Origin of the sequence: Motiliproteus sp., assembly GCF_965230735.1 — a bacterium.
Lineage (GTDB): Bacteria > Pseudomonadota > Gammaproteobacteria > Pseudomonadales > Balneatricaceae > Motiliproteus.
On sequence record NZ_OZ246016.1, the window covers coordinates 1,056,744 to 1,079,416 of the forward strand.

16 protein-coding genes are annotated in these 22,673 nt (G+C 58.8%); 9 read left to right on the forward strand and 7 right to left on the reverse strand.

The features are described 5' to 3' along the window. The first annotated feature begins 97 nt into the window (after positions 1 to 97). From ACO05M_RS04975 to ACO05M_RS04995, 5 genes are all read left to right on the forward strand, one after another. On the forward strand, positions 98 to 1,339 hold the full coding sequence (locus ACO05M_RS04975) for a L,D-transpeptidase family protein (protein ID WP_421868527.1): 1,242 nt from the start codon (positions 98 to 100) through the stop codon (positions 1,337 to 1,339). Positions 1,340 to 1,471: 132 nt separating this feature from the next. Continuing rightward, complete coding sequence (locus ACO05M_RS04980) at positions 1,472 to 2,029, forward strand: DUF882 domain-containing protein (RefSeq protein WP_421868528.1); 558 nt, start codon at positions 1,472 to 1,474, stop codon at positions 2,027 to 2,029. Positions 2,030 to 2,349: 320 nt separating this feature from the next. Beyond that, on the forward strand, positions 2,350 to 3,333 hold the full coding sequence (locus ACO05M_RS04985) for a TRAP transporter substrate-binding protein (RefSeq protein ID WP_421868529.1): 984 nt from the start codon (positions 2,350 to 2,352) through the stop codon (positions 3,331 to 3,333). 195 nt (positions 3,334 to 3,528) lie between these two features. Further along, positions 3,529 to 4,083: a TRAP transporter small permease gene (locus ACO05M_RS04990; protein WP_421868530.1), complete on the forward strand. Its 555-nt coding sequence runs from the start codon at positions 3,529 to 3,531 to the stop codon at positions 4,081 to 4,083. Next, positions 4,083 to 5,480: a TRAP transporter large permease gene (locus ACO05M_RS04995; RefSeq protein ID WP_114696750.1), complete on the forward strand. Its 1,398-nt coding sequence runs from the start codon at positions 4,083 to 4,085 to the stop codon at positions 5,478 to 5,480. Before ACO05M_RS04990 ends, ACO05M_RS04995 begins: the two co-directional genes overlap by 1 nt. Before the next feature lie 288 nt (positions 5,481 to 5,768). On the opposite strand, the gene ACO05M_RS05000 is transcribed toward ACO05M_RS04995, so the two are convergent. Continuing rightward, positions 5,769 to 7,736 carry a methyl-accepting chemotaxis protein gene (locus tag ACO05M_RS05000; RefSeq protein WP_421868532.1) on the reverse strand — a complete coding sequence of 656 codons (1,968 nt, stop codon included), beginning with the start codon at positions 7,734 to 7,736 and terminating at the stop codon, positions 5,769 to 5,771. Positions 7,737 to 8,035: 299 nt separating this feature from the next. On the opposite strand from ACO05M_RS05000, the gene ACO05M_RS05005 reads away from it, so the two are divergent. Further along, on the forward strand, positions 8,036 to 9,790 hold the full coding sequence (locus ACO05M_RS05005; protein WP_421868533.1) for a bifunctional diguanylate cyclase/phosphodiesterase: 1,755 nt from the start codon (positions 8,036 to 8,038) through the stop codon (positions 9,788 to 9,790). Positions 9,791 to 10,127: 337 nt separating this feature from the next. Here the strand turns inward: ACO05M_RS05005 and polA are convergent, their stop codons facing one another. After that, positions 10,128 to 12,902, reverse strand: coding sequence for a DNA polymerase I (gene polA, locus ACO05M_RS05010; protein WP_421868535.1), 2,775 nt, complete (start codon positions 12,900 to 12,902; stop codon positions 10,128 to 10,130). 338 nt (positions 12,903 to 13,240) lie between these two features. On the opposite strand from polA, the gene ACO05M_RS05015 reads away from it, so the two are divergent. Together ACO05M_RS05015 and ACO05M_RS05020 are read left to right on the forward strand one after the other, a co-directional pair. Next, positions 13,241 to 14,209, forward strand: a complete 969-nt coding sequence (locus tag ACO05M_RS05015; protein WP_421868537.1) for a homoserine kinase — start codon at positions 13,241 to 13,243, stop codon at positions 14,207 to 14,209. Positions 14,210 to 14,237: 28 nt separating this feature from the next. Further along, on the forward strand, positions 14,238 to 14,930 hold the full coding sequence (locus tag ACO05M_RS05020) for an aspartate/glutamate racemase family protein (RefSeq protein WP_421868539.1): 693 nt from the start codon (positions 14,238 to 14,240) through the stop codon (positions 14,928 to 14,930). Here the strand turns inward: ACO05M_RS05020 and ACO05M_RS05025 are convergent. The 5 genes from ACO05M_RS05025 to ACO05M_RS05045 all read right to left on the reverse strand — a co-directional run bounded on the left by ACO05M_RS05025 (position 14,894) and on the right by ACO05M_RS05045 (position 20,063). Beyond that, entirely contained in the window at positions 14,894 to 16,654 is a 1,761-nt protein-coding gene (locus ACO05M_RS05025) for a putative bifunctional diguanylate cyclase/phosphodiesterase (protein WP_421868541.1), read from the reverse strand. The two genes, ACO05M_RS05020 and ACO05M_RS05025, sit on opposite strands and share 37 nt — an antisense overlap. Positions 16,655 to 16,676: 22 nt before the next feature. Beyond that, on the reverse strand, positions 16,677 to 17,102 hold the full coding sequence (locus ACO05M_RS05030; protein WP_421868543.1) for a response regulator: 426 nt from the start codon (positions 17,100 to 17,102) through the stop codon (positions 16,677 to 16,679). Continuing rightward, positions 17,099 to 18,799: an ATP-binding protein gene (locus ACO05M_RS05035; protein WP_421868545.1), complete on the reverse strand. Its 1,701-nt coding sequence runs from the start codon at positions 18,797 to 18,799 to the stop codon at positions 17,099 to 17,101. Before ACO05M_RS05035 ends, ACO05M_RS05030 begins: the two co-directional genes overlap by 4 nt. A gap of 41 nt (positions 18,800 to 18,840) precedes the next feature. Beyond that, complete coding sequence (locus tag ACO05M_RS05040) at positions 18,841 to 19,713, reverse strand: phosphate/phosphite/phosphonate ABC transporter substrate-binding protein (protein WP_421868547.1); 873 nt, start codon at positions 19,711 to 19,713, stop codon at positions 18,841 to 18,843. Between the two features lie 68 nt (positions 19,714 to 19,781). Next, the gene (locus ACO05M_RS05045) at positions 19,782 to 20,063 is read right to left on the reverse strand and encodes a peptidylprolyl isomerase (RefSeq protein ID WP_114696761.1); all 282 of its coding nucleotides are present in this window, start codon (positions 20,061 to 20,063) and stop codon (positions 19,782 to 19,784) included. 119 nt (positions 20,064 to 20,182) lie between these two features. On the opposite strand from ACO05M_RS05045, the gene uvrD reads away from it, so the two are divergent. Continuing rightward, entirely contained in the window at positions 20,183 to 22,384 is a 2,202-nt protein-coding gene (uvrD, locus tag ACO05M_RS05050) for a DNA helicase II (RefSeq protein WP_421868549.1), read from the forward strand. The last annotated feature ends 289 nt before the right edge of the window (positions 22,385 to 22,673 follow it).

Genomic DNA, 22,673 nt, shown 5'->3' on the forward strand with positions numbered 1-22,673 from the left:
AGAGTACCAATCACTCAGTGCCGTGATGCTGGCTGGGCAGACGCCGGTCGGCTGTTGTCTCGGAGAAGTCCGTTGATTCGGGCTTGGAGGTAGGGCTATGTGCCGTAGATACACACTGGCCCTCTGTCTGATTTTGCTAAGCGCAGTAGCCCGTGGCGAGGTGCGTACTGTGTTGCCGAATCCCGATGTGATGCCACCGACATCCCGTACCGCAGAGGCCCAGATACCGATTGCCGCAGCGGCTGATCCACGTTCTTTCGGTTCGTTGATCGAAGCCGCCGAATTTTACTCCGATCTGCCCCAGCGCGGCTGGCAGCCGCTGGCCAACGGTGCCTTGTTACGCCAAGGAGACTCCAGTCCACGGGTGGAGGCCTTGCGACAGATGCTGAGCCTCTATGGCGACTATCAGCTACCCGGCGACCGGCGGGTTCTGTTGGCTTACTTCGACTCCGAGCTGGAGGCCGCTCTGATCCGGTTTCAGCACCGTCACGGCCTCAAGCCCGACGGTATTCTGGGCCCCGACAGTTTGCAGGCGATGAATGTCGAGCCGACCCAGCGGGCTTACCAGTTGCTGGTGAACCATGAGCGCCAGCTGGCTTTGCAACGGATCGCCCCGCCACGTTATGTGCAGGTCAATGTGCCTGGATTCCAGTTACGGGTATTCGACCATCAGCAGGCGGTGATGGAGATGAAGGCGATCGTAGGGCGAATTTCTCGCCAGACCCCGACGCTGCAGAGCGAGATCCGCTCGTTGGTGCTGAACCCGGCCTGGAACGTGCCCAAGAGTATTGCCTACAAGGATATTCTGCCCAAATGGCGGGACGATCGGGATTATCTGGATCGGCATAACATGAAGATTGTATCCGGCTGGGGACAGCAGAAGATCTGGGTGGATCAGCAGCAGGCCGATCCGGAGCAGCTGTACCGCGGCCGTGAGTACCTGCGCCTGTACCAGTTGCCGGGCGCCAATAACGCCTTGGGGCAGATTAAGTTTGATTTCCCCAATCCCTATGCGGTTTACCTGCATGACACCCCGAGCAAATCCTTGTTCTCCAGCCATCAACGGGCTTTCAGTTCCGGCTGTGTACGGCTGGAAGATCCGCAGAGATTGGCCAGTTATCTGCTGGGGATGCAGCGTTTGGAAAAGCCGCTGCATCAGATGCTGGCCGAGACGGATACCCGCCGGATCCGCTTGAGTCGACCGGTGGGACTGTATCTGACCTATTGGACCGCCTGGCTGGATCCGCAGCAGCGCTTACAACTGCGTGAAGATATCTATCAGCAGGATCCTTCCAAGCCCCGGCTGGAGGCTGCGGATGAGATTGCGATGCTGCATTGAAGTTGGCGGGGCTTGGTCAGGACGGAGCCGGATCATCCGGCGAACTGGTCGAACCGGGATCGGTCGTTGCAGTAATCCAGCTGAAAACGAGGTCTATGCAGTAGGCATGGGCGAGTAAGGGGGACAGCAGCCGTGGATCGTAAGACGTTTAACCGTAGAAACTTCTTGAAGCTGGCGGGGGGCGTGGTCGCCACCAGTGCCGCTTCGCGTAGCTGGGCCAAAGGGCTCGCCAGCCAGCACCCGGAGCGAAGTCTGCAGTTTTATAATCTGCATACCGGCGAGCATATTCAGACCCCCTATTGGATTGAGGGGGAATACCTGGACGAAGGCCTAACCCAGATCAACAATGTTCTTCGCGATCACCGCAACGGTGAAATCATGGAGATCGACCTGGGATTGCTGGAGATGTTGCATGACCTGCAGCTCAAACTGGGTTCCAAGCAGCCGTTTCATGTGATTTCCGGTTACCGCTCACCGCAAACCAATGCGATGCTACGACAAAACAGCTCCGGGGTGGCCAAGAAGAGTCTGCATATGCAGGGGATGGCGATCGATGTGCGGTTGCCCGATATCCATCTGCCCGATCTCAAGGTCGGCGCGCTGTCGCTCAAACGTGGCGGAGTCGGCTATTACCCGGGTAGCGAATTTGTCCATCTGGACGTGGGGCGGGTTCGTTCCTGGAGTGGCTGATCGGGCTCGACAAATCCGACAAAAATACTGCTATTTCATTGGTTTAGACTTTGGTCTAAGGTCTAATGGGTGGGAATCCACCCTTTTTACCCCTATCGGGGGTGGCGGAAACCCACCCAAAATTTTGGTGATTTTTTCTCATCTCAGAGTTGAGCGGCGTTTAATTAAGCTGTGGTTTTCGTAACCTTCTGTTTTAACTTGTTTTCGATCAGATTGGCACGATAGGTGCTGTTATTCCCGTCAGAGTCGTGCAGCAAGACGCTTTCTTGAGCGCGACCATAAAGACAACAATCTGAATAACGATAAACGAGGAAAAGCATATGCGTCTTCTTTCAGCAGCAGTAGCCACTCTCGCTCTGACCGTCGGTGCCCAATCCGCCATGGCCGCTCCGGTTGAGATCAAGTTCTCCCACGTGGTCGCCGAGAATACTCCAAAAGGTCAGATGGCTAACAAGTTCCGCGATCTGGTTGAGGAGCGTCTGGCCGGTAAGGTTGAGGTCAAGGTTTTCCCGAGCTCCCAGCTGTTCGGTGACAACAAGGTTCTGGAAGCGATGCTGCTGGGCGATGTCCAGATGGCGGCTCCTTCTCTGTCCAAGTTCCAGAAATACACCAAATCCCTGCAGATCTTTGACCTGCCGTTCCTGTTCAAGGACATGGAAGCGGTAGAGCGTTTCCAGCAGGGCCCGGCTGGTCAGAAGCTGCTGGGTTCGCTGAACAAGAAAGGCCTGGTGGGTCTGGGCTACCTGCACAACGGCATGAAGCAGCTGTCCGCCAACAACCCGCTGAAAACGCCGGCTGATGCCAATGGCCGTAAGTTCCGCATCATGACTTCCGACGTACTGCAGGCGCAGTTTGAAGCCGTTGAAGCGGTACCGCTGAAGAAGCCGTTCTCTGAAGTATTCACCCTGCTGCAGACCAAAGCGATCGACGGTCAGGAGAACACCTGGTCCAACATCTACTCGAAGAAATTCTTCGAAGTTCAGCCTTACATCACCGAGTCTAACCACGGCGTTCTGGACTACCTGGTGGTAACTTCCGCCGAGTTCTGGATGGGTCTGGATGATGATCTGCGCACCGAGATCAAGAAGGCGCTGGACGAAGCGATCAAGCACGGCAACATGGTTGCGGCTGAGAAAGCTAGCACCGACAAGCAGGCGATTGCCGATTCCGGTCGCTCTGAGATCCTGACCCTGACCGACGCCGAGCGTCAGCAGTGGGTCGAGGCGATGAAGCCGGTTTGGAAGAAGTTTGAAGGCGAGATCGGTGCTGACCTGATCGAAGCCGCCGTTGCTTCCAACAAGTAAGCGTACCACCGAGGATCAACCGCGCTGCGGTTGATCCTTTCCAAGCGAGGCAGCCGTCTCGCTTCGTTCCGACAACCTGTTTTACCGGAGACTCCTGGTGCGGTGATCTAACCGCTGCCATTAGCAAGGGGTGCCCGGTGAGACAGCTTCGGACTGTAGATCCTTCACTGCTGATGTCACAGAGGTTTCAGGGGCATGCTAGGTAAACTAATTAATCGACTGGAAGAGAGCTTTCTTTGCCTTCTGCTGGTTGCGATGACACTGCTGGTGTTCGCTGAGGTGGTTGCCCGCTTCGGTTTCAACGCCGGTATCCACTGGGCCCAGGAGGTGACGCTGTTGCTGTCCGCCTGGTTCGTTCTGTTCGGCGCTTCTTACGGGGTTAAGGTCGGCAGCCATATCGGCGTCGACGTGTTCGTCAAGATGCTGCCCCGCAATGTTCACCGCGGCGTCACCATGCTGGCGCTTGCGCTCTGTCTGTTCTATTGCTGCCTGTTCCTGTACGGCTCCTGGATCTACCTCAGCAAGATGAAGATGATCGGTATCGAGTTGGAAGACCTTCCGGTCGAGAAGTGGATTCCGATGTCGGTGCTGGTGATCGGGTTTGTGCTGCTGATCGTACGCTTCCTGAACCTGTTCTGGAAGGTGATCACCCATAAGGCCGACGGCTTCCATCTGGCCGATGAGGCCGAAGAGAGTATGCATATCGCCGAAGAGCTGAAAGCGATGAAAGAACAGGAGGAGACCAAGTAATGGCCACCGCAACGCTATTTATCATCCTGTTCCTGTGCATGTTCATGGGAATGCCGATCGCCATCGCGCTCGGTCTGTCCAGTGTCAGCACGATTCTGATCTTCTCCAACGACTCGCTGGCGTCGATCGCGCTGAAGCTGTTTGAAGCGACTTCGGAGCACTACACGCTGTTGGCGATTCCGTTCTTCATCCTGTCGTCCGCGTTCCTGTCCACCGGTGGTGTGGCCAAGCGCTTGATCGATTTTGCGATCGACAGCGTCGGCCATATCAAGGGCGGCTTGGCGATGGCCTCGATCATGGCCTGTATGCTGTTCGCGGCGGTATCCGGTTCCTCCCCGGCGACCGTGGCAGCCATCGGTACCATCGTTATTGCCGGTATGGTGCGTGCTGGTTACCCCGAGAGCCTGGCGGCCGGGGTCATCACCACCTCCGGCACCCTGGGCATCCTGATTCCGCCGTCGATCGTGATGCTGGTTTACGCCGCCGCGACCGAAGTCTCCGCTTCGCGGATGTTCATGGCCGGTTTCATTCCCGGCCTGATGATGGGCTTCCTGCTGATGGTGGTGATCTACATCGTCGCCCGGATCAAGGGGCTGCCGTCGCAGCCGTTCCCCGGCTTTGCCCAGCTGGCCAAGTCCGGCGCCATCGCCATGGGCGGGCTGATGCTGATCGTGATCGTGCTGGGCTCGATCTACGGTGGTATCGCCAGTCCGACCGAAGCGGCTTCGGCAGCGGCCGTGTACGCCTTCCTGGTAGCGGTGGTTGGTTACCGTGATATGGGGCCGATCAAAGGGGTGCCCTGGCGTAAAGAGGGTGAAGGAATCGGCGCGGCGACGGGCCGGAATATCGCCCAGATCGCCTACGCGATTCCGAAGAGTATCTTCGACAAAGAGGTCAACAAGGTCGTTCTTGATGCAGCCAAGGTCTCGATGATGCTGCTGTTCATCATCGCCAACGCGATGCTGTTCGCCCACGTGCTGACCACCGAGCGGATTCCGCACTCGGTCGCCGAAACCATTCTGGAGTGGGGCCTGCCGGCCTGGGGCTTCCTGATCGTGGTCAACATCCTGCTGCTGATCGCCGGTAACTTCATGGAACCGACCGCGATCCTGCTGATCATGGCGCCGATCCTGTTCCCGATCGCGGTACAGCTGGGCATCGACCCGATCCACCTGGGTATCATCATGGTGGTCAACATGGAGATCGGGATGCTGACGCCGCCGGTGGGGCTCAACCTGTTCGTGACGGCGGGGATAACCGGCAACAACATGCTCTGGGTGATCAAAGCGGTACTGCCGTGGATGCTGCTGTTGCTGTTCTTCCTGCTGCTGATCACCTATATCCCGCAAATTTCGCTGTTCTTGCCGGAGTATATCGATCACCTGAAGGGCTACTGATCGATCGACTTTGAAGAGGGAGAGGTGGCGACTGACATGCTCGTCGCCTCCGTTAGCGAGACCCGCATTCGTTGAATGCGGGTTTTTTTATGGCTGAATCATCCGCCGTTGCCGCAGCAATGACCGTCGTCGGCAACAGGGAACGAATCGCAGCCGGACAATCGGTATAGAGGGATTAGCGATAGATCGGCGCGGTGCTGCTCGATGTCGGCTTCTGTGTACGGGGCTGCGCATGATTAGACCGATCGATGCCCGGTGTCCGATCCGATCGCGTCTCGCCGCGGTTGTTCAGACCACAAAGCGCTCCACCAGCCCTTGCAGGCCGGTGCTGATCCGTGCCAGCTGGTCGCTTTGCTGGCGTGCCTGATCGGTTTGCTCGGCAGCGGCCTGGGAGTGCTGCTGGATATCGCTGACGTTGAGCCTTACCGCTTCGGCGGAACCGGCCTGCTGCTCGGTGGTCTGGGCGATCATCAGGTTCATGTGGTGGATGCTGTCGATCGCGCTGACCGCCTGTTGCAGCTGGATAGCTGCTTCCCGGGTCTGTTCGACACAGTGATCGGCATTCTGCTGCTGGCTCCCCATGGCGTTAACGACCTGCTTGGATGAACTGCCGAGTCCCTCGATGATGGCGCGGATCTCATCGATCGAGACCGAGGTTCGCTGCGCCAGCCCGCGGACTTCATCGGCGACCACGGCAAAACCGCGTCCGTGTTCACCGGCCCGGGCCGCTTCGATGGCGGCGTTGAGTGCCAGCAGGTTGGTTTGTTCGGCGATCGAAACGATCACATCCAATACCGCTTCAATGCTCTGGGTATCCTGCTGTAACTGGGTGATCACGCCGTTGCCTTGACGGACTTCCGCCGACAGCTGGGCGATGGCCGCTTCCAGCTGGGTCATCACCGTGGCGCTGCGTTTGACCGATTGCTGGCCCTGGTCCGCCGCCCCTGACGCCTGCTGGGCATGTTCGGCCACCTGCTGGAAGGAGTCGACCAGCTCGGCAATGGCGTTGTCGGCTTCACTGGTACGCTGGTTTTGCTGCACGGAGCCCTGATGAATTCGCAGCGCCACCTGGTCGATACTGCTGCTTGCCTGCTCGACCGCCTGCACTTCCTGACGGATTTCGGACACCAGCTCCTTCATGTACCCCTGCAGCTGATTGGCGCTGTGACGTAGTTGATTCAGTTCTTGGTAGGACTTGTTTTCCGACATCTGCCGGGAAAAATCCCCGGAAGCCAGGTGCTTGAGGTAGTTACCAACCTTGCCCATCCCCTTCAGGGTGATCAGCTGCACCCAGGCGGTGGTGCCTACACTGATAAACAGCAGCAACAGCAGGCTCGCCATCATCAACATGACCTGCTGCTCGATCTGGTGTTTGAGCTGATCCACCACCTGTTGTCCCTGGCTCAGTCGCGCTTCCAGTTCATCGATCAGCAGATCGACCTGGCGGCGGGCCGCCTGGCCATCCTGCTGCCATTGCAGCGTGCGGGTTAATTCTGCCGGGTAGCGTCGACTCAGGGAGGCCAGGTTGTCTTTATGCTCCTGGCCGATCTCGGTCCGCTCGGTCTCAGTTTCTGCCAATCCCATCAAGGAGGCGAACTCATCTTCCTGCTCATCCTGCCACACGCCCAGCGCCGGTAACGCCTGAATCTGCTCGGCCAGTTGTTGCAGCTCAGTGCTTTGCGCGATCAAACCGTCCTGCAAACCGGCATTCGCGCTGGTGCTGAAATAGCTGCTACGCATCAAGGCCCGACGGGACAACGCGGCCAGATATTGCCGCGTCAGAGCTTCCAGCTCCCTGGCCTGATCACGGCTTTCAGCGGGTGCCCGGGTTGCGTAATCCTGCAGTGACTCCAGCGCGTCGATCGATTCACGCTCGTTCTGGATCAACAGCTCTTGGGGATTGCCGGCCAGCTTACCGGCAGCCCTGAGTTCCGTATCCAGCCCCTGCTCCAGTGCCTTCAGCGCCGGTGTCAGGGTCTGGCGCAATGTCTCGGGCAGGCTGGTCATGGCGCGGCTCAGGTCATCGGCAAGGAAGCTTTGCGCCCGTTGCAGATCGGCGGCATTGCCGGTGCGGATGTAGTTGTCGATCAACTGACGGGTCTGGACCGACACCTGAGACGCGAGCTGATAGTAATGCTGGTTCAACGCGAACGGACGCTGTAACTGTTGCAGCCCCCAGTAGACGCAGACTGCCATACCGATGCTGGCGAACAGCATCAGGGCGGTAGTGGAACGGCTCAGTGTGGCGATACGCATGGTTTGACTTCCTGACGTGACTTGCAACGGCAGAAAGTAGGACGGTTTTATGACAGTCAGGTGACATTGCGGACCGTCTTGCGGTCGTCACTTAACGAATAAGAAGGGGTTTGACTTCGGTCAAAACGGCCCCAAAAACAAGCGCCTTGTCACGGGTTGGTCATAAAGACCACGTTAAATCGATGCGTTTTGAATCCAACATGAGACAGGGAACGTCATGAAGTATGTGGAGGTGCTCTGTGACGGCAATGCGTGTGGTGAAATCGATCGAGCCTGCCAAACCTGTCAACGAGGTCGTTATGGATCGTGAACTCGACCGTATTATCAAACTGAGACAGCTCACGCCGCTGTTTATGCCGATCGCCAACACCCGTGAGCGCAAAGTGCTGGGCTATGAGGCGCTGATCCGCGGCCCGGAAGGCAGCCCGCTGCACTCGCCGGCCAGCCTGTTCAAGGTCGCCCACCGTACCGGGCGGCTGTTGGAGTTGGAGTTGCTATGCCGCGAAGTTTCGATTCGACGCTTCAAGTACCTCAATCTGCCCGGCAAGCTGTTTCTTAACGTGACCCCGGCGACACTGCTGGAGAGTGATTTTCAGTGCGGCATGACGCTCCAGCTGCTTAATAAGGTCGGCTTCGATGCCGAGCGGATGGTAATCGAGATCACCGAGCAGTTTCCGATCGAAGATTACACCCTGATGCGCGATGCCACCTGCCACTACCGAGAGCTGGGATTTGAGGTGGCGCTGGACGATCTGGGGGCCGGGTACGCGGGGTTGCGCTCCTGGTCGGAGCTGCGTCCCCAATACGTCAAGATTGATCGCCACTTTATCGAAGGTATTGATGGTACGCCGATCAAGCAGGAGTTTGTCCGTACCATTCAGGAGGTGGCGCGCTCGATTCAATGCCAGGTGATTGCCGAAGGGATCGAGCGGGTCGAAGAGCACCGAACCCTCAACGATATCGGTCTGGTGCTGCAGCAGGGCTACTACTTCTCCCGACCGGTGGCATTGCCCCAGCAGCTGGAGGAGAGTCTGTTCCGCTTCAGTAACGGCGGCACGGGCTCCGATGGGGTCGGAATCCCTCAGGATCTGACCCCGATCACCACGATCCGTCCGGCCATCGATCAACAGACCCTGTTATGTGAGGTCGAGCGCATCTTCCGGGAGCAGAGTGATATCAAGTCACTGCCGGTCGTTTGTCAGGACCGGCCGGTAGGGTTGCTCAGTCGTGAGACCTTTTTGAGCCTGTATCTGAATCCGTTCGGCCGTGAGCTGCACGACCGCAAGCCGGTCAGCGAGTTTATGGATCCGAACCCGCTGATATTGGAGGAGTGTACGGTGCTGGCCCAGGTCAACCAGCAGATCAACCAGAGCGATGCATCGCGGGTACGTTCCGACTTTATCGTCACCAACCACGGCCGCTACCTGGGTACCGGGTCGATTTTCGACCTGCTCAAGCTGATCACCGATCTGCAGTTACGCCATGCCCGCCATGCCAATCCGTTGACTCAACTGCCGGGCAATGTGCCTTTTAACGATGAAGCCGGACGGCGGATGCAAAAGCGAGAGCCGTTCGTGGTCTGCTATCTGGATCTGGATAATTTCAAGGCGTTCAACGACTGCTACGGCTACGAGCGCGGCGATCAGGTGATCCTGCTGCTGGCCCAGTGCATGAAATCCTGCATTGATGACAGCCGGGATTTTATCGGTCATATCGGCGGGGATGACTTTCTGATCCTGTTCGGCAGCGAAGATTGGCAGCAACGTTGTCAGCGGATTCAGCAACTGTTCACCGACGGAGTGCTTAACTTGTACGACGCCGACGAACGGCTGCGCGGCGGTATCTACGCCTTGGATCGTAAGGGCGAGCGAACGTTTTTTGATATCGCTACGGTGTCGATTGGCGCGGCCCTGCCGGATCTGGAGTTGTGCCGCTCGCACCATGATGTGTCGGTACTGGCCACCGATGCCAAACGTATTGCCAAGAAACAGCCGGGCAACAGTCTGTTTATCAATCAGCGTCGCTGGTTAGGAGGGCAGGCCGGCGCCGCCTGAGGTGATTGCGGCTACGGCTTAGTCAAACGATCCTGGTCGTGACATAAAAAAACCCGGCCTGGGCCGGGTTTCCATTTCCATACCAAGTGGGGGCTTGGTTGGAAAAAAGAGGCCCTAGCATCGGAAGGGGAGCGAGGTTAGGGCCTAACGCATGTGTATCAGAGAGCCAGAAGCGATGTTGCAACGATTATGATGTCGTGACTCTCTTGTACTGGGACTCTAAGTATGGTTGATAGTTCAGTAACTGGAGAGGAAATTTCTAAATAATTTTGTTATATCCAGAAATTCAATTGGTTATAAACCTACCCTATCGTCCGGACTGATCGTTCTCCGGTCGTTAATGAGCCTGTTCCCAGTTGTCCCCCACACCAGCTTCGACCAGCAACGGCACATCCAGTTCGGCGGCCTCGGCCATGCGTTGGCTGACCTGCTCGCAGAAAGCCTCAACCTGCTCTTCACGCACCTCGAACACCAGTTCATCGTGGACCTGCATGATGATGCGGGCATCGATCTCACCCTGATCGAGCCATCCCTGCACGTCGATCATCGCCTGCTTGATGATATCGGCAGCGGTGCCCTGCATCGGCGCGTTGATGGCGGTGCGCTCCGCCGCCTGGCGTAGCATGGCGTTGCGCGCCTTGATATTCGGCAGATACAGGCGCCGACCGCGCAGGGTCTCGACGTAGCCGTTTTCAGCCGCCTGGGCGCGGATCTCGTTCATGTAACGCTCGACGCCGGGGTAGGTCTCGAAATAGTGCTCGATATAGCGCGCCGCGTCGTTTCGCGCGATCCCCAGTTGCTTGGCCAGACCGAACGCCGACATGCCGTAGATCAGGCCGAAGTTGATCGCCTTGGCGCTGCGGCGCTGATCGCTACTGACCGCTTCGCGCTCGACCTTGAACACCTCGGCGGCGGTGGCTCGATGGATATCCTCACCATGGCGGAACGCCTCCAGCAGGCTCTGATCACCGGACAGGTGGGCCATGATCCGCAGTTCGATCTGGGAGTAGTCGGCGGCCACCAGCTTGTAGCCTTCCGGGGCGACAAACGCCTGGCGGATCCGGCGACCCTCGGCGGTTCGAACCGGAATGTTCTGCAGGTTCGGATCGGTAGACGACAGCCGCCCGGTGGCGGTCACCGCCTGGTGGTAGGAGGTATGGATCCGACCGCTGTGCGGATCGATCATCTGCGGCAGCTTATCGGTATAGGTCGACTTCAGCTTGCTGAGGCTGCGGTGCTCCAGAATCAGTTTGGGTAGCGGGTAGTCCAGCGCCAGCTCCACCAGCACCTCCTCGGCGGTCGAGGGCGCTCCCTTGGGGGTTTTCTTGATCACCGGCAGCTTCAGTTGGTCGAACAGAATCGCCTGTAGCTGTTTGGGTGAGGCCAGGTTGAACTCCTCACCGGCTGCCTCGAACGCCTGCTGTTCCAGCTCGACCAGGCGGGTGGCGATCTCCTGACTCTGGTTGGCCAGCAGGGTCGCATCCACCAGCGCGCCGGTGCGCTCGATCTTCGAAAGAATCGGAATCAACGGCTTCTCAAGGCTATCGAACAGGGTCGCCAGAGGTTCGACGGCGCTCAGCTGGGGCTCGATCGCCCGGTGCAGCCGCAGGGTGATATCGGCATCTTCGGCGGCATAGGGGGTGGCCTGTTCCAGTTCGATCTGGTTGAAGGTCAGCTGCTTCTTGCCCTTGCCGGCGATCTCTTCGAACTTGGTGGTTTTCAGCTCCAGGAAACGATCGGCCAGTGAATCCATATCGTGACGGCCGGCGGTGGAGTTGAGCACGTAGGATTCGAGCATGGTGTCGTAGGCGACCCCGCGCAGCTCGATGCCGTAGCGGGCCAGCACGTTCATATCGTACTTCAGATGCTGACCGACTTTGGCCCGATCCGGATCTTCCAGCAGCGGCTTCAGTTGGGCCAGTATCGCGTCGCGATCGAGCTGGGCCGGGGCGCCGACATAATCGTGGGCCAGCGGCACATAGGCCGCTTCACCCGGTTCGATCGCGAAGGAGAGGCCGACCAGTTCGGCTTCCATATAGTTGAGGCTGGTGGTTTCGGTGTCGAACGCGAACAGTTCGGCTTGCTGCAGGCGTTCCAACCAGGTATCGAACTCGGCCTGCTCCAGAATGCACTGGTAATCGATCTCCGTCGGAGCTTCGGGCACTGCCGGAGCGGCAGGGTCGTCGGCAGTTGCGGCGCTGTCGCCGCCTTCCAGCTCGCGAACCCAGCTGCGGAATTCGTACTGTTTGAACAGCGTCAGCAGCTGCGCGCTATCGGGGTTGGGCGCGGCGAAATCGTCGATGCCCTGCTCCAGCTCGACATCGGTCTTGATGGTGGCCAGCAGGTAAGACAGCTCCGCCTGTTCGCGATTGTCCTCGAGCTTCTTGGCCATGCTCTTGCTACCGCGAAAGCCCAGGTCGGCGATCTGATCGAGCCGCTGATACAGATCGGAAATGCCGCCGATCCCCTGCAGCAGGGCCAGGGCGGTTTTTTCACCGACGCCGGGCACACCCGGAATATTGTCGACCTTATCGCCCATCAACGCCAGGTAGTCGATGATCAGTTCCGGGCCGATGCCGAATTTTTCCGCCACGCCAAGTCGGTCCATGGCGGTGTCGGTCATGGTGTTGATCAGGGTGACATGGTCGCTGACCAGCTGCGCCATATCCTTGTCGCCGGTGGAGATCACTGTGTCCCGTTTGGCCTCGGTGGCCTGCAGGGCCAGGGTGCCGATCACATCGTCGGCTTCGACCCCTTCGATCGCCAGCAGCGGTAATCCCATGGCTTTGACGATCTGGTGGATCGGCTCGATCTGGCTGCGCAGATCATCCGGCATCGAAGGCCGGTTGGCCTTGTAGTCGGGGTAGATATCGTCACGGAAGGTCTTGCCCTTGGCATCGAACACCACCACCACCGGGCTGTCGGGATAATCCTTCAGCATCCGTCGCAGCATGCTGGTCACCACCCGGATAGCACCGGAGGGCTGGCCGTCTGAGGTCCGCAGGTCAGCTTGCTGGGAGGCGAAAAAGGCCCGATAGAGGTAGGAGGAGCCGTCCACCAGCACCAGTGGAGGGGTGCCTGTGGCAGCGTCGGTCTTGGCAGCGTCGGTCATGAAGTGGGTTCCGCGAAGTTTTTCAGCCGGTCATGATAAAGAATCCCGCCGCCAACACCAATGCCGGCGGCGTTGGCTGTTGCGCTGCGAGATTGACCTTAGTGGCCCGGCGCCGCACTATTTGCGCAGTTGGTTGCACAATCGGATCAATGCTGGCCCATCGGCGGCGCAAGGTTGGTTCCCGGGGACGGCTTGGCGTCGGGGTAAAATAACCCTGACCGCTGGCACCTCGACAGGGGAAGCCCTATTATCTCGGGCCGCCATAGGCAGCTACCATAGGCGGCTAAGAGGACGCTGCATTCCGATCAACCGTAAGTGAATAATTCTGGACCTAGTGCATGGCAGTTTATACCCGAATCAGCCGCGACGATCTCAATGCCTTTCTGGGCGACTTTGAGCTGGGGCAACTGATCGATTTCAAAGGCATCGACGGCGGTATCGAGAACACCAATTACTTTGTCGATACCGATCAGAACGGGGTTACCCGGCATTTTGTACTGACCCTGTTCGAAGAACTGCCTTACGACGAGATGCCGTTCTTCGTCGAGTTGACCGGTTACCTGGCTGAGCGTGGTGTTGTCGTTCCGGCACCGTTCAAAGATCGCAACGGTATCGCCCTGAAAACCTTGGCACGCCGTCCGGCGTTGCTGTTGCCCCGTTTTGACGGGGGCTCGTTGCAGAGTCCGACGCCGGATCATTGCGCACAGATCGGTCGAGCCCTGGCGCAGATGCACCTGGCCGGTCAGGATTTCTTTATGGCCCGGCAGGCACACCGGGGGGTGTTCTGGTGGCGGCGCGAATCCCGTGCGGTGGCCGAACGCCTGAATGCCGAAGATGCCAAGCTGCTGCAGCAGGAGGTGGCGCTGTTCGACAACTTGCGGGAACAGCCGTTGGATCTACCGGTCGGCATTATCCACGGCGACCTGTTTCACGATAATGCGCTGTTCCATGACGGACAGCTGAGCGGCATCATCGATCTGTATAACGCCTGTACCGGCTACCTGCTCTACGATCTGGCCATCGTCGCCAACGACTGGTGTGTGACCGGCGAGGGTGCTTTTGAGGCGGAACGCCTCGATGCGCTGCTGCAGGGCTATGCCGAGGTTCGCCCTTTTGAACCCCAGGAGCATCAGGCCTGGCCGATTCTGGTTCGCACCGCGGCGATGCGCTTCTGGTTGTCGCGCTTGATCAGCCAGCTGGGGTTGGAGCCGACCCAATACGAGGGTGGCCAGGTGATCAAGGATCCGGATGAGCTGAAACGGATTCTGTTGAACCATATCGCCAACCCCGCCAGCCTACCTGGCTAGAACCGCAACCCCCAACGGATTGATAAGCATGAAAACCATTGGCCTGATCGGCGGTATGAGCTGGGAGAGCACCCAGGGGTATTACCGGATACTCAACGAGCAGGTTAAGGCGCGGCTGGGTGGGTTGCACTCGGCCAAACTCGTGCTGCATAGCGTCGACTTCGACCCGATCGAGAAGCTGCAACACCAAGGAAATTGGGACGCGACCGCCGATATTCTTTGTGACGCGGCTCGCAGCGTCGAAGCCGGTGGGGCTGACTGTGTGCTGATCTGCACCAACACCATGCATAAGGTGGCGCCGCAGGTGGCGGCTGCGGTATCGATACCGCTGCTGCATATCGCCGATGCTACCGCCGCGGCCATCAAAGCCCGGGGGCTGTCCCGGGTTGGCCTGTTGGGTACCGGGTTCACGATGGAGCAGGAGTTCTACAAGGGGCGGTTGCGTGATCAACATGGTCTGGAGGTGTTGATCCCCAATGAGGCGGATCGGGCGCTGGTTCATCGGGTGATCTACGAAGAGCTCTGTCTGGGCCGGATCGTTCCCGAGTCCAAAACCCAGTATCTACGGATCATCGCGCAACTGGCCGAGCAGGGCGCTGAAGCCGTCATTCTGGGTTGCACCGAGATCGGTATGCTGGTGCAACAGAACGATACCGCTCTGCCGCTATTCGATACCAGCGAGCTTCACGCCTGCTCAGCGGTGGATTTTGCGCTGGCCTGAGGGTTGGGCCGATCCGAATTCCATTGAGACTCCAATAACTCCGTCATCGATTCGGCGCTGACCGGACGGCTGAACAGGTAGCCTTGGCCTTGGCTGCAGTATTGCTGGCGTAGGAAATCGCGCTGGGCTTCGGTTTCTATCCCCTCGGCGACCACTTCCAGTCCTAGACTATGGGCCATGGCCAGAATCGCCTGGGTCAGCGCCGCCGATCCGGTGGAATCGGGCAGATCATGGATAAAGGCCCGGTCGATCTTCAGGACATCCACCGGAAAACGCTGCAATCGACTCAGTGAAGAGTAACCGGTGCCGAAGTCATCGATCGCCAAGCCTACGCCCAGCTGTTTGAGTTCATGCAGAATGCGTTCGGCTTCGGTCTCCGACTCCAGCAGGTGGGTTTCGGTGAGCTCCAACTCCAGACTGCCGGCTTCCAGGCCGGTTCGGTCCAGCTGCCGGCGGATCTTACTGACCAGTTGGGGATCGTTGAACTGCTGGCCCGATAGGTTGACCGACAGGGTCAGGTCCTCGAAACCCTGCTGCTGCCACTGCCGCAGTTGATCGCAGGCTTGGCGGATAACCCAGTCTCCGATCGGCTGAATCATCCCGGTGGCCTCGGCCAGCGGAATAAACTCGAACGGCGCGATCAGGCCCCGCTCGGGATGGTTCCATCGAATCAACGCTTCGACGCCGATAATCGTGCACTCGCTCAGCAGATCGACCTTGGGCTGGTAATAGAGCTCAAACTGGTTCTCCGTGACGGCATGGTGCAGTTCGGCTTCCAGCGTGATCTGTTGCTGCACCAGCTGGTTCATCTCCGCCGTATAGAAGGCGTAACCCAGCTGCTCTTTGAGCTGTACCTGGCTGCCGGCGAAGCTGGCCTGATCGATCAGCTGTTCGGCATCGCGCCCGTCGTCGGGATAGACCGAGATACCCACCCGCATCGGAATCACAAAATTCTGGCCATCCAGTCCGATCGGTGCGGCGATGGTTTGACGGAACTGCTCGATCAGCTCGATGCTGTCGCGCTCGGGGTGGTTGCTGTGGCTAAACAGCCCCAGGTTGTTTCCCTGCAGGCGACCGACCGCCTGGTGGTTGCTGTTGCCGGCGTCACGGAGGCGCTGGCTCAGTTCGATCAGTATCCGGTCGATACCGTTCTGGCCGAAAGCGTGCTGAACCTTGTCAAAGCCATCGAAGCGCAACACGATAACCAGCAGTTTGTGGGTATCGCTCAGCTTCATTTCGGACTGAATCTGGTTGCTCAGCAGAATCCGCTTTGGCAGGCCGGTGGCGTGGTCGTAGTTGGTCAGGTAGGCCAGCTGTTCCTGCTGTTCCAGCAGCTTGCGATAGCGGTTGAGGCGGGTGATGTTACGGACCCGCGCCCGCAACTCGGCGCTGTTGAACGGTTTGGTAATAAAATCGTCGGCGCCGGCATCGAGCCCCTGAATCCGGGAATCGGCATCGTCCAGGGCGGTGACCATGATGATGGGGATGGCGGATAGCGCCTTATCCGCCCGTAGCCGTCGACAGACTTCGTAGCCGTCGAGGGAGGGCATCATCACATCCAGCAGGATCAGGTCCGGACGGAGGCGTTCGGCGGCCCGAAGTCCCTGTTCACCGCTGTTGCAGGTTTCGACCCGGTAACCCTCGGGCAGCAGCAGGGCTTCGAGGGTGGCCCGGGGAAAGCTTTCATCGTCGATGATCAGAATCGTACTGCTGGGACTACTCATCGCTTACCTGTGATACTCCGTGCTACTTCGGCTGGTCGTCCGTAGACGACGGCGGTTGGCTGTTGTCGAGCCAGTAATCGATTCGGTTGTAGAGCTGCTGCATTTTTACCGGTTTGCTCAGGTAGTCTTCGGCACCCGAGGCCAGACAGCGCTCGCGGTCACCATCCATCGCCAACGCGGTTAATATGATAACCGGTATCCGGTTGAGCCTGGGGTGTAATTTCAACCGGCGGGTCGCTTCCAGACCATCCAGACGCGGCATCTGCACATCCATCAGAATCAGCTGCGGTTCAGCCGTTGAGGCGACTTCGATCGCTTCGAGGCCATCTTCGGCCACCAGCACCCGGTAACCCCGGTAGCTGAGCAGGTCACGAATCAGCATCACGTTGGCCGGGTTGTCTTCGGCCAGCAGAATGGTGACGGCGGCCCCGTCAGGAGTATGGGTCATGGCTTTGCTCCAGGGGCTGACTCCTGTACCGGCAGCGGCTGGCCGACCTTCATGCCGTTGTCCAGCGGCAGCGTGATGGTGAAACAGCTGCCTAGGCCGGGTTCGCTGTCGACCTCAATGGTGCCTTGATGCAGCTTGATGATTCTTGATACCAGCGCCAGTCCCAGGCCGGTTCCGCTGAACTGGCGTGAGAGTTCGGAGTCGACCTGGACAAAGGGCGCGAACAACTCCGTCTGATCGTCTCGGGCAATGCCGATACCGGTATCGGTCACCTGCAGCCAGATCGAGCGGCTATCCGAGGTGACGCCGATATTGAGCCCGATCTGCCCCTGCCGTGGTGTGAACTTGATCGCATTGCCGAGCAGATTGACCAGCACCTGTTTCAGGTGCCTCGGGTCGCCGATATAGCGGGGTAGTCCCTCGGCGATCTGAACCTCCAGCTGTTGCTGCTGTTGCTTGGCCTGTCCCCGAACCAGGCGGATACTGGTTTGAGCGAGGCTGGCAAAATTGACCTCGCCGGGGCGGATCTCCAGCTTGCCGGCGCCGATTTTTGCCAGGTCCAGAATGTCGTTGATCAGTTCCAGCAGATGGTTGCCGCTTTCGTTAACGATGGCCAGGTATTCTGACTGTTTGTCGTTCAACGGACCGAAAACCTGTTCCTGCAACACCTCAGACATTCCCAGAATGGCGGTCAGCGGGGTGCGTAGCTCGTGGCTCATGGCGGCCAGAAACTCATCCTTCGATTTGGCCGCCCGTTCCAACTCCTGGTTGGTGCGGTTGAGCTGGTCGGTTCGCTCGGCGACGCGCTGTGCCAGCAGGCTACGCTCATGTTCGAGCTCAAATTCGGCGCGTCGGCGCTCTTCGATTTCGGCACTGAGCTGGGTATTGCTGCGGGTCAGCTGTTCGGTCCGTTCGGCAACCTGTTGCTCCAGATTGTCGCGATGCTCAATCAGGCTCTGCTGGGCTCGGTAGCGCTCGAGCTGCTCCTGCTCCAGGTGGCTGGTCATCTGATTGAAGGATTCGGTCAGTCTGCCGGTCTCATCGTTGGACAGCACTTCGATCCGGTGGTCGTAGTTGCCTCGGGAGATCTCCGCGGTGCCGCGCAGCAGGTGTTTGATCGGCTCGGTCAGTAGTCGAGACAGCACACCGGCAGCGAGCGCGGCGGCGATCATCACGAGCAACGCGAACAGCAGCGTGTCACGGATCTGAAGGTTGATCCGTAGCTCGATCTCGGTCAGCGGCATCATCATTCGCACCAGATAGGTGGGATTACCGAAGGTGGAGATCGGAACCACAAATTCCAGATAGGCGGTGGTGTTGCTGTCGATTCGGCGGTTCTGGCCCAGGTTCTGTTCGATCACCCGGCGGTAGAAGGGCTCGTTCACCGGCAGCGATTCGTTATCGGATTGCGTCGAAAGCCAGATCTTGCCGTCGATATCGGTGATCATGATCTCACTGATCTGCCCCTGCTCGATCAGCTGCGATGCACTGGCGATGACGGTGGCGTAATCGGATTCGAGAATATAGGGACCGGCCAGCTGACTGTAGGCCTGCACCAACTGGCTGCCGAGTGCGCGGGCCTGTTGGTGCATCGATTCGACGTTGCTGTTGATCGAGGTGTAGGAGAATACGCCGACCACGGCCAGCACCAGCACCAGAAAGGCGGTCAGAAGTTTCAGGCGGATTCCCGGCTGCATCGAGTGTCCTTAGGGCGTTATTATGCTTAATCGTGCCAGGGTTAGTTCGAGCCCATCAGCTGGATAACTTCACGGACGTTGTCGTAATCGCTGTCCTTACCGGCCACAAACCCCTTGGTGGTCAGTCCATCAAACAGCGTGCCCGATGCCCCCGGCTTGCCAATCTCCAACATCGCCTGCTGCAGCTTGTTGAATTGACTATCGGACAGGTCTTTGCGGGCGATCCAGGGGCCGCGGTAAATGGGTTCGGATTTCCACAGTATTTTCATCTGATCGAAATCGATATCGACCTTGTCGATGGCGGTGTAGGAGGTGGCACCGGCATCGGCCTGACCCCGATAGACCGCCATCAGCGAGTTGGCGTGACGGGTGACAAACTTGACCTCGCCGAAGTCGTCCTTGTCCAAGCCGTTCTTGCGCAGTTGCGCCATCGGGAACAGGTAGCCGGAGGTGGATTTGGGATCGGTGAAGGTGAAACGTTTGCCGCTCAGCTGCGCCAGCGAGTCGATGCCCGAGTCTTGTCGGGTCACGATCATGCTGTGATAGAACTCCTGGCCCTTCTTGCTCAGGGTTCGGCAGATTAGCCGTACGCCGTGGTTGTCCTGCACATCGACATAGGAAAAAGGTCCGACATAGCCGATGTCGGCGCTGCCTTCGGCGAGATGATTGATCACATCGTCGTAGGTTTTACTTCCGACCCAGCGGAACTTGTATCCGGTTTTCAATTCCAGCTGCTTGAACAGTTTGCCGTAGGCCTGCTCATTGCCGAGGCTGGATCGGTGGGGGATGATGGCCACCCGTAGCGTATCGGAGGCCGTTGGCTCAGCGCTCAGCGCCGGGGAGGAGGGCAGTAACAGCGCCAGCAGCGGCAGCCATAGCATCGCCATGCGGCGAAGAATTCCTAGGTAAACCATGATGTTGTTACTTCTGCTCGATTACGGGTGGTTAGAGTCTAGCCGAATTGACTCGGTGTTTCGCCACCTTAGCGATCTCTAAAGATGACTTCTATGAGATGAAAGCCAAATTTGGTTTTGACCGGGCCGTGTACCTGGTGCAATGGCTTCTTAAAAATCACCTGATCTACCGCACGGACCATCTGGCCGGGGCGGATCTCTCCCAGGTCTCCCCCTCGTTTCTTTGACGGACAGAGCGAATGGCGCTTGGCCAGTTGGCCGAAATCGGCGCCTTTGGCCAGCTTCTGTTTCAATTGTTCGGCTTCGGCTTGGGTCTTGACCAGGATATGGCGGGCCAGGGCGAGTGGCATGGACGACTCCGGGGCTTGTTGATGATGGCGGTTGGTTGGCTACTGCGGTGATTTTACCCTGTTCCGTCGATGCAGGCTGTATAATCGGCGCTTTTGAAACAGGCAACCGGGACCACTCGATGGATGTATCTGCAATTCTTGATCCGCTGAATGAAGCACAACGCGAGGCGGTGGCCGCGCCGCCGGTGAATCTGCTGGTGCTGGCCGGTGCCGGCTCGGGAAAAACTCGGGTGCTGGTGCATCGGATCGCGTGGTTGATGCAGGCCGAGAATGTTTCTCCCCACGGTATCCTGGCGGTGACCTTTACCAATAAAGCGGCCCGGGAGATGCGTGGCCGGGTCGAGGAGATGTTGGGTCTGAGTCCCTACGGCATGTGGATCGGCACCTTCCACGGTCTGGCGCACCGGTTGCTGCGGATGCATTGGCAGGATGCGGATCTGCAGGAGAACTTCCAGATTCTCGACTCCGACGACCAGCTGCGCCTGGTTAAACGGTTGATGAAGGAGATGAACCTGGATGAGAACCGCTGGCAGCCCAAGCAGCTGCAGTGGTACATCAACGCCCAGAAGGATGAAGGTCTGCGGGCGGCCCATATCGAACACTACGGTGACCCGTACCAGAAAGTGCAGGTCGACTTTTACCGCTACTACGAGCAGGTGTGCCAGCAGAGTTCGCTGGTGGATTTCGGTGAGATCCTGTTGCGCTCCCACGAGCTGTGGCGCAACAAGCCGGAGATCCTGGTCCACTACCAGCAACGCTTCAGTCATATCCTGGTGGACGAGTTCCAGGACACCAACTCGATCCAGTACGCCTGGCTGCAGATGCTGGCCGGACAGAACGGCAAACTGATGGTGGTGGGTGACGACGACCAGTCGATCTACGGTTGGCGCGGCGCCAAGATTGAAAACATTCAGCAGTTCAGCAAAGATCATCCGGATACCCAGGTGGTTCGTCTGGAGCAGAACTACCGCTCCACCGGTACCATCCTGCGGGCCGCCAACGCGTTGATCGCCAATAACCAGGGGCGCTTGGGGAAGGAACTCTGGACCTCCGGGGTCGACGGCGAACCGATCTCGCTGTACGCCGGCTTCAACGAGCAGGATGAGGCGCGCTTTATCGTCGATACCGTCGAGGACTGGGTCAGCGAGGGTAACGAGCGGGCCAGCAGTGCGATCCTGTATCGCTCCAACGCCCAATCGCGGGTGCTGGAAGAGGCGCTGATCCGGGCCGGGGTGCCCTATCGAATCTACGGCGGGCAGCGCTTTTACGAGCGTCTCGAGATCAAGAATGCACTGGCCTATCTGCGCCTGGTCAGCAACCGGCTCGACGACACCGCAATCGAACGGATCATCAATGTGCCGACCCGGGCGATCGGCCCCAAGACCGTTGAAGTGCTGCGCCAGCGGGCCCGCGATGAGGGGATCAGTCTGTGGCAGGCAGCCCATGAAGTGATCGAGCTGAAACTGCTGCCGGCTCGTGCCAGCAATGCGCTGCGGGCTTTTGTTGAGCTGATCGATCGACTCGACGATGAGACCGAAGGGGTGACGCTGCACGAACAGACCGAACACCTGATTCGCCACAGTGGCCTGATCGACCACCACCTGAAGGAGAAGGGTGAAAAGGCCCAGTCACGGATTGAAAACTTGCAGGAACTGGTCAGCGCCGCCAAGCAGTTTGCCCAGCAGTGGCAACGGGCCGAAGACCAGGGTGAGGAGCAGGAGTTGCCGGTGCTGGCAGCGTTCCTGGACCAGGCGGCGCTGGATGCCGGCGATGCCCAGGCCGACGAGTTCGAGGACAGTGTTCAGTTGATGACGCTGCACTCAGCCAAGGGACTGGAGTTCCCGCTGGTGTTCCTGGCCGGGGTCGAAGAGGGGTTGTTCCCCCACAAGATGTCGATGGAGGAGCCGGGGCGGCTAGAGGAGGAGCGCCGACTTTGCTACGTGGGTGTCACCCGGGCGATGAGCAAGCTCTACCTGACCTACGCCGAATCACGCCGGCTCCATGGTCAGGATACCTATAACCGCCCATCACGCTTTGTGCAGGAGATTCCTGCCGAGTTGATGCAGGAAGTCCGGCTCAAGACTCAGTTTACCCGTCCGGTCAGCTTTGGGGCGCAGAAACCCCAACCATCGATGTTCGGCGGCAACGACGTGCCTGACACCGGTCTGGCGCTGGGGCAGCGGGTGCTGCATCCGATCTTCGGCGAGGGGGTGGTACTCAACTACGAAGGGCAGGGAGCCAACGCTAGAGTTCAGGTCAATTTCGACAGCGAAGGCACCAAGTGGCTGGTGGTCAGCTACGCCAAGCTGGAGCCGCTTTGAGTTGATTGCTGCGAAATCGGTTCTTTTCTGAATTATCGAGGTTGTCTTCGGTTGCGCCCCGTCGGGTTTGCTGCGCGCGCAAGCGCAATTCGGGGCGCAGCAACGGGGCTCCTGCCCCGACGCTGCGGCTCGGCGTCCCTGCCTCGCCCCTCTTTAACAAGAGGGCCTGATCCGAATTTCGCTTACGTGCTCGCCGGCAGCAATGACAGGTCTTCGACGTGAGAGTGGGAATAGCGGCTTGCACCCAAATATCCCCTTCGAGAACGATCAAGGCCAGACTGAAAATGGC